This is a genomic window from Pirellulales bacterium (assembly GCA_019694455.1).
Classification (GTDB): domain Bacteria; phylum Planctomycetota; class Planctomycetia; order Pirellulales; family JAEUIK01; genus JAIBBY01.
In genome coordinates this window covers 94197-101343 of record JAIBBY010000013.1, presented here as the reverse complement: position 1 = coordinate 101343, position 7147 = coordinate 94197, and the positions used below count along the sequence as shown (strand labels likewise).

General features: G+C 62.2%; 9 protein-coding genes. 2 read left to right on the top strand and 7 right to left on the bottom strand.

Annotated features, from left to right (window positions below):
• The 7 genes from K1X71_07640 to K1X71_07610 all read right to left on the bottom strand — a co-directional run.
• Window positions 1–694: class II aldolase/adducin family protein (locus K1X71_07640; protein ID MBX7073007.1), on the bottom strand; the 694-nt coding region annotated here is incomplete at its 3' end.
• Window positions 695–771: 77 nt separating this feature from the next.
• On the bottom strand, window positions 772–1089 hold the full coding sequence (locus K1X71_07635) for a EutN/CcmL family microcompartment protein (GenBank protein MBX7073006.1): 318 nt from the start codon (window positions 1087–1089) through the stop codon (window positions 772–774).
• Between the two features lie 13 nt (window positions 1090–1102).
• Complete coding sequence (locus K1X71_07630) at window positions 1103–2287, bottom strand: acetate/propionate family kinase (GenBank protein ID MBX7073005.1); 1185 nt, start codon at window positions 2285–2287, stop codon at window positions 1103–1105.
• A gap of 33 nt (window positions 2288–2320) precedes the next feature.
• Window positions 2321–2590 carry a BMC domain-containing protein gene (locus tag K1X71_07625; protein MBX7073004.1) on the bottom strand — a complete coding sequence of 90 codons (270 nt, stop codon included), beginning with the start codon at window positions 2588–2590 and terminating at the stop codon, window positions 2321–2323.
• A gap of 63 nt (window positions 2591–2653) precedes the next feature.
• Entirely contained in the window at window positions 2654–2959 is a 306-nt protein-coding gene (locus K1X71_07620) for a BMC domain-containing protein (GenBank protein ID MBX7073003.1), read from the bottom strand.
• A gap of 65 nt (window positions 2960–3024) precedes the next feature.
• Complete coding sequence (locus K1X71_07615; protein ID MBX7073002.1) at window positions 3025–3702, bottom strand: phosphate propanoyltransferase; 678 nt, start codon at window positions 3700–3702, stop codon at window positions 3025–3027.
• Window positions 3702–4514 carry a DeoR/GlpR family DNA-binding transcription regulator gene (locus tag K1X71_07610; GenBank protein ID MBX7073001.1) on the bottom strand — a complete coding sequence of 271 codons (813 nt, stop codon included), beginning with the start codon at window positions 4512–4514 and terminating at the stop codon, window positions 3702–3704. The genes K1X71_07615 and K1X71_07610 overlap by 1 nt, the downstream gene beginning before the upstream one ends.
• A gap of 531 nt (window positions 4515–5045) precedes the next feature.
• Here K1X71_07610 and K1X71_07605 point away from each other — a divergent pair.
• Window positions 5046–5732 (top strand): ABC transporter ATP-binding protein, encoded by a 687-nt coding sequence (locus K1X71_07605; protein ID MBX7073000.1) that lies wholly within the window; start codon window positions 5046–5048, stop codon window positions 5730–5732.
• 41 nt (window positions 5733–5773) lie between these two features.
• Window positions 5774–7096: an ABC transporter permease gene (locus tag K1X71_07600; protein MBX7072999.1), complete on the top strand. Its 1323-nt coding sequence runs from the start codon at window positions 5774–5776 to the stop codon at window positions 7094–7096.
• Window positions 7097–7147: the final 51 nt, after the last annotated feature.

Genomic DNA, 7147 nt, shown 5'->3' with positions numbered 1-7147 from the left:
AGATGTCGCAATCTTTCATCTCGGGATCGAGTCGCGGGTCGGAAAAGCCCAGCCGCGATTTCAGTCCCAATAGCTCTTGCGCCTCGCGCTCGTTGAAGTAGTTCAGCCCACCTACCTGCTTGGCGAGGATCAGGATGCGGCAATACGCGTCGAGAATCTCCGTCCACCAATACGCCTTCTCCAGCGTCTCGCCAAAGCTCACCACGCCGTGGTTGGTCAGAATGATCACGTTCGACTTCTTGGCGAACGGCAGCACCGTGTCGGCGAATTTCTGGTCGCCCGGCGTCGCGTACTGCGCCAGCGGCACTTCGCCCAGAAACACCTCAACTTCCGGCAGCACGCATTGCGGAATCGGCTCGCGCGCCACCGCAAACGCCGTGGCATGCGGCGGGTGGCAATGCACCACCGCCTTCACGTCGGGCCGCTCCTTCATGATCGTCAGGTGCAACAGCACTTCGCTCGTCCGCTTCTTCTTGCCCGAGACCTGCTTGCCGTTCATGTCGACGCTGCAAATATCGTCGGGCTGCATGAAGCCCTTGCAGATCATCGTGGGCGAGCAGAGCACCTCGTTTTCGCTGATGCGATAGCTGATGTTGCCGTCGTTGGCGGCGGCAAAGCCCTTGGCGTACACCCGCCGCCCGATCTCGCAGATTTCTTTTTTGATCTGCAGGATGTTCACGTGCTGGTTTCTCATCTCGTTCTCGCTGATCCTTTCGAGTCTGTCGCCGGCGATCGTTCAGCCGGCGCGAATATCTTGGTGGTCGCCGGCCGCTATGCGGGGCGCTGCCGGTCGTAAACCGCGTCTCCCTCCACATGCACCGTGTCGACGATGCCAATCACCACGGCGTCGACCGGCAAGGTCTTGGTCTCCGGCGTCAGCCGCGCGCTCGAGCCTTGAGTGATGAGCACATAGTCCCCCACGCCGGCCCCCAGCCCATCCACCGTCACAAAGGTCCGTCCGGTGCTCTTCAGCCGGCTGCGATCTTCTGGATCAACGCGGTATGGCTCCACGATCAGCAACTTGTTGCCGACCATCGAGTCCACCTTTTGCGTGCTCACCACGCTGCCGGTCACGCGGGCGATAAACATGGCACAAAATCCTCTACAGGGTTTGCAGACAGTCGCGCGTTTGGCGGGCGACGATCAACTCTTCGTTGGCGGGCACCACCCACACGGCAATGCGGCTGGCAGCGGCGCTCACACGGCACTCTCCCTGGGCGGCCGCGTTGCGCTCGGCGTCGAGTTCAATCCCCAGCTCACCCAGTCCGTCGCAAACCGCCGTGCGCGTCCGCGCGCCGTTCTCGCCAATGCCGCCGGTGAACACAATCGCGTCGGCGCCTCCTAGCTCCACCAGGTAGGCCCCCAAATAGCGCCGCACATCGCCAACGAACACCGCGAGCGCCAATCGCGCGCGCTGGTCTCCAGCGTCGGCCGCCTGCTCCAGGTCGCGCACGTCGCCACTGGCGCCGCTCAGTCCCAGCAGGCCGCCGCGGCGCGCCAGGTCGTCGAGCAGTTCCGTCAGCGATTTGCCGGTCGCCTTCATCAGCGCCGGCAGCGCGAAGGGGTCAAAGTCTCCCACGCGGTTGTTGTGCAGCACGCCAGATTGCGGGCTCATCCCTAAGCTGGTGGCCATGCTCTTGCCGTCCCGGATGGCGCACAGCGAACTGGAGCCGCCCAGGTGGCAAGAAATGATCCGCCGTCCCGCGCCCAACAACTCGGCCATGCGCGTGGCGATAAAGCGATGACTCGCGCCGTGGAAGCCATAGCGACGAATGTGGTGCTCGGTCGACCACTCCAGTGGCGCGCCGTAGTAGCGATTGCGATCCGGAATCGTCTGATGAAAGCCGGTCTCAAACGCCGCCACCAGCGGAATCTCGGGCAGTCGCTCGCTCAGCAGGCGCATCGCCGCCACATACGGCGGGTTGTGCGCCGGCGCGGCTTCGTTCATCGCCTCCATGGCGGCCAACACCTCGCTCGTCACGCGGACCACCGCCGCGTCCGATCCGGGATGCACCGCCTTGAAGCCAATGGCCGCCACCTCGCTCGCGTCGCGAAGGCAACCCATCTCTGGATCGGTGAGTTGCTCCAGGCAACGCCTCACCGCCATCGCATGGTCGGCCACCTTGCCGTGCTCTTCCTTCGCGCGACCGCCAATTTCGACGAACGAACGACCTTCTCCCTGACCGACCCGCTCGATGCCGCCGCGCGCCAGTTGACGCTCGTCGGCCATGTCGAACAGCCGGTACTTGAAGCTCGTCGAACCGAGATTGGCGACCAAAATCTTCATCGCTGCGTTGCCACTTCCTGTGGAAAGAACTTCCTAGCTGAGGTACGCGGCGCGCAATCCGTCGGCCGGACGCGAAATCACATGGCTGCCGACCAGTTCGCCCAATTGCGAGGCCGCCGCGGCGCCCGCCTCGACCGCCGCCCGCACGCTGCCCACATCGCCTTTGACGATGGTGGTGACGTAGGCGCCGCCGATTTGCACCTGCTTCAAGATCTGCACGTTCGCGGCCTTGGCCATGGCATCGGTCGCTTCGACCAGCGCCACCAGACCCTTGGTTTCGATCAATCCGATCGCGTCTTGCATGGGAATCAGCCTTTATTGATTAGTGGTTCAAATTGATGTGAGAAAGCGACTTGCTCGACAGCGTCAATTGAGCGCCGCGGCCTTTTGCGCGCCCATCGGCAGCACGCCCAGCATGTCGTCGTGCGGACGAGGAATGACCTGCACGGCGATCACTTCGCCAATGCGACTCGCCGCCGCCGCGCCGGCGTCGGTTGCGGCCTTCACCGCCGCCACATCGCCCGTGACAAACGCGGTGCATAACCCGCTGCCAATTTTCTGCCAGCCGAGAAACTCGACGTTGGCCGCCTTCATCATCGCGTCGCTCGCCTCGACCAGGGTGATGAACCCCTTGGTCTCGATCATGCCGAGCGCTTCCATCGTTCGTGCCATGGAAATCTCTCCAAGTAAACAAGAAACAACATTCCCGGTCGCCCGGGCATGAAATCCACAATGCTCTATTGCCGCACCAGCTCGACGCTGGCCGCGTGATCCAGATCGATCGCGTTCCCTTCGTCGGTGTCGAGATGCACCTCCAGCTTGCTGGTGGCGTCGGCGCGCACCAGCAGATCGTGCAGCGTGGCGCCGCACGACGATTGAATCCGCAAACTCATCCGTTCGCCGTTCCTCACGCCGTAACGCGCGGCGTCGGCCAGGTTCATGTGCACGTGCCGCTCGGCGCGGATCACCCCTTGCCGCAGCTCCACCACGCCCTTCGGTCCCACCAGCACGCAGCCGGGCGTGCCTTCGATCTTGCCGCTGGCCCGCACCGGCGCTTCGATGCCCAGCGAAATCGCATCGGTGAACGCCAGTTCGACCTGGCTCTGCGGCCGGGTCGGTCCCAGCACGCGCACCTGCGGCAACATCCGCCGCCGCGGGCCGACCACCATCACCGTCTCTTCCGCCGCGTAAAAGCCGTCTTGATACAGTTCCTTCATGGGCGTCAGTTTCGCGCCCGCGCCAAACAAGATCTCGACGTGCTCGTCGGTCAAATGGCAATGCCGCGCGGAGATGCTCACGATCAGTTTGCCAGGCTGGTCGGCGCGCGGCGCGGCGTCAAAGCTCCATTGTCGCGCGACCACGTCGCGCACAATCCGCTCGATCGTGCTTCGATCCAAGGCGGCGCTGGCGTTCATCAAGAAGTTTTCCGCGCTACGTTGTTTTCGTTGTTGGTTGGCGTCGCCGGCGCGGCTTCCGCGATGAGCAGTTTGGCGCCCGCTCGCTCAAACTGCTGCCGACACTCAGCGCTGATGTCGGCATCCACCACCAGATGATCCACCTGGTTCAACTCGCACAAAAAGGCGATGCTCTGATGCCCAAACTTGCTGGAATCGGCGACCACAATCACCTCGTCGGCGGCGCGCATCATGGCGCGTTCGGTTTCGACCAACAGCACGTTGTTGTTGTAAAAGCCTCGTTCCGTGACGCCCCCCGCGCTGAGCACCGTGCGCCGCACGCTGACCTCGGCCAGCATGCGATCGGCGTGCGGACCCAACGCCACCCCGGTGCGCGGGTAAATGTAGCCACCCACGAACATCAGGTCGGTCGTTGGATCAGACGCGAACAAATTCGCCACGGGCAGCGAATTTGTCACCACTTGCAGGGCACGTCCCACGAGCAGGCGGGCGACCTCGTAGGTGGTTGTGCCGCCATCCAGAAGCACCGTGTCTCCCGGCTGGATCAGCTCAACCGCGCGGCGGGCAATCGACTTCTTCTTGTCCCATTGCTGGGGTTGGCGCTCGTCGAAGTGGGGCAGCTTGGGGGTCTGTCCGGTATAGAACACCCCCCCATGCGTCCGCTTCGCCGTGCCCAATTCTTCCAACAAGTCTAGGTCACGCCGAATCGTCGATTCGCTTACCTGTAGCTGTTCGGCCAAGTCGGGCAGGGCCGCAAAACCGCGTGTGCGAATCAGCTCGACCAGCCGGTTTCGACGCTGCTCGGCGATCATCGCGCGATATCCTTCGCTCCAGCGTGTTGCCGTGGCACTCATCGTCCTCCTGATTGTGCGCATGTGGATGAATGGATTCAATCATAATCTATCATTAAATATGCACAATGGTCGCCGAATCATGCCATTGGTTGGCAGGGTATCGCCATCATTTCGGGGCATTTCGCCCCATCTGAATTCGGAGACCGATTCCGAAAACTCCGATTTCGATTGACCCGGAAATGTTGCGTAGCTGTGTTCTTTAGTCGCTTTTGTAAAACGACTTATGTCATAATTGTCGCAATCATGACAGGCACGCAGCGGATATGTTTTCGGAGAACACCCCCCCCTGTTAGCCGAATTGCAGTCTTCACCCGAGGCAAGTGACAGAATTCGCGCAGCGGATCGCCACCAGCGAACCCTCCCGCCCGCGCCGCGTAGTAACGACTACGCTCGCTTGCGCGCGCACCGCCGCCTGCGACTTGGCTTACTGCCTCTGCCGCAAACTGATAAGTTTTCTGCTTCTCCCGCACGGAATGGGCGCCTCCACCAATGCTGCAAATCGCCGACCTCAAAAAGTCGTTTGTCGAGCCTTCCGGCGAGCGACTGCCCATCTTGGAAATCCCCGCTTTTGAGGTCGCCGCTGGCGAACAGATTGCCCTGGTCGGCCGCTCAGGCTGCGGCAAGACCACGCTCTTGCACCTGATTGCCGGGATCAGCCGGCCCGACTCGGGTGCCATCCATATCGCCGGCATGGAGATTACCCGCCTGGGCGAAGCGGCGATGGATCGTTTTCGCGCGGCCAACATTGGCTATGTCTTTCAAACCTTCAATCTGCTCCCCGCCTTCACCGCGCTAGAAAACGTGCTGCTCGGCATGTCGTTCGCGCGGGGCCGCGCCGATCGGGATCGCGCGCTCCGGCTATTGCAGCGCGTTGGCCTGAGTCATCGCTTGACCCACAAGCCCAACATGCTTTCGGTTGGAGAACAGCAGCGCGTGGCGGTCGCCCGAGCGCTGGCCAATCGGCCGAAGCTGATGCTGGCCGACGAGCCGACCGCGAATGTCGACGCCATGCACCAGCAGCAAATCGTCGATCTGGTCCGCGACACTTGCCGCGAGGAAGGCATCTCGCTGGTGTTGGTCACCCACGCCTCGGAAGTCGCCCATCAGTTCGATCGCCTCGAGCATCTCGAACAAATCAATCTGGCAGTGCCCGCCGCGGCGCAGCACGTCGCCTAGCGCGACGCCCCCCTGAACCATCCGATCCGATTGGCCACCGCATGAGTCTTTGGAAGATCGCCCTGCGTAGCATTCAGCAGCGGCTGTTGGCTTCGAGCCTCACCGCCTTGTCGATGGCGCTGGGCGTGGCGCTGGTGATCGCCGTGCTCGTCATCCTGGGCGTGGTGCGGCAATCGTTTTCGCAGGCGGCGCACGGCTACAACATCATCGTCGGCGCCAAGGGGGGCAAGCTGCAGCTAGTTCTCAATACGGTGTATCACCTCAGCACGCCGATCGAGAACATCCCTTGGACCTACTACAAGGAATTCACCGAAGGCAAGTACGCCCCCTATGTCGCCGTGGCGATTCCGTATTGCCTGGGGGACAACTACGAGGGCTTTCGCGTCGTTGGCACCACGCAAGACCTGTTCACCAAGTTGGAATACGGTCCCGGCAAGCCGTATCGCTTCACCGCGGGGAACGTCTTCAAACGTCGCGATTATTTTGGCGCGGTCATCGGCGCCGTGGTCGCCCGCCGCACCGGCCTCAAACTCGGCGACACCTTTGAGCCCACGCACGGCGTCACCGAGGAGGGAGACGGCCACAAGCATGAACCGTTCAAAGTCGTCGGCATCCTGGCGCCCACTGGCACGCCCAACGACCGCGCGCTGTTCATCAACATCGAAGGCTTCTATCTGCTGGAGGGGCACGCCAAGGAACATGAAAAGCCAGCCGGGGAAGCAAGCGCCGCTGGCGAATCCCATGCCCACCACCATCACGATCACCACGGTCATGACCACGATCACCATCACCACGAACCGCTGCCAGAAGATCAGCGCGAGGTGACCGCCATCCTGATTCGCACCTCAACCCCGATAGCCGGCATGGGCCTGCCGCGTTCGATCAACAAAGAGCCGGTCGCGCAGGCGGTGCTGCCGATTCGCGAGGTCGAAATGTTGTTCGAAGGCATCGTGGGCAATTTGCAGTGGATCCTGCTGGTGCTTGCCAGTCTGGTCGTCGTCGTGGCCGGCATTGGCATTCTGGTCGGTATTTACAACTCGATGAACGACCGTCGCCACGATATCGCTGTCATGCGCGCGCTTGGCGCCCGCCGCGGCACCGTGATGTCGATCATCTTGCTGGAGTCGATTCTCCTGGCGCTGGGCGGAGGATTAGCCGGCCTGGCGCTAGGGCATGGTTTGATCAAACTGTTGGATCCCGTTGTCGAGTCGCACACCGGCGTTTCGATTGGCCTGTTGCAATTTGAACGCGCCGAATTGATCCTGATCCCGGCGCTGGTCATCCTCGCCGCGCTGGCCGGTTTTTTGCCCAGCCTGGCCGCATATCGCACCGACGTGGCCAAAGCCTTGTCGGATCGGCCTTAACGGTTTGTACAAATCCGTGCCTTGTCCTATCCACAAGGCTGACCGAAAATA

Bases quoted from the DNA above. Each gene is read 5' to 3' on its own strand.
- K1X71_07615 (MBX7073002.1), bottom strand. From the start codon at position 3,702: ATGAACGCCAGCGCCGCCTTGGATCGAAGCACGATCGAGCGGATTGTG.
- K1X71_07610 (MBX7073001.1), bottom strand. From the start codon at position 4,514: ATGATCGCCGAGCAGCGTCGAAACCGGCTGGTCGAGCTGATTCGCACA.
- K1X71_07630 (MBX7073005.1), bottom strand. From the start codon at position 2,287: ATGAAGATTTTGGTCGCCAATCTCGGTTCGACGAGCTTCAAGTACCGG.
- K1X71_07625 (MBX7073004.1), bottom strand. From the start codon at position 2,590: ATGCAAGACGCGATCGGATTGATCGAAACCAAGGGTCTGGTGGCGCTG.
- K1X71_07605 (MBX7073000.1), top strand. From the start codon at position 5,046: ATGCTGCAAATCGCCGACCTCAAAAAGTCGTTTGTCGAGCCTTCCGGC.
- K1X71_07620 (MBX7073003.1), bottom strand. From the start codon at position 2,959: ATGGCACGAACGATGGAAGCGCTCGGCATGATCGAGACCAAGGGGTTC.
- K1X71_07635 (MBX7073006.1), bottom strand. From the start codon at position 1,089: ATGTTTATCGCCCGCGTGACCGGCAGCGTGGTGAGCACGCAAAAGGTG.
- K1X71_07600 (MBX7072999.1), top strand. From the start codon at position 5,774: ATGAGTCTTTGGAAGATCGCCCTGCGTAGCATTCAGCAGCGGCTGTTG.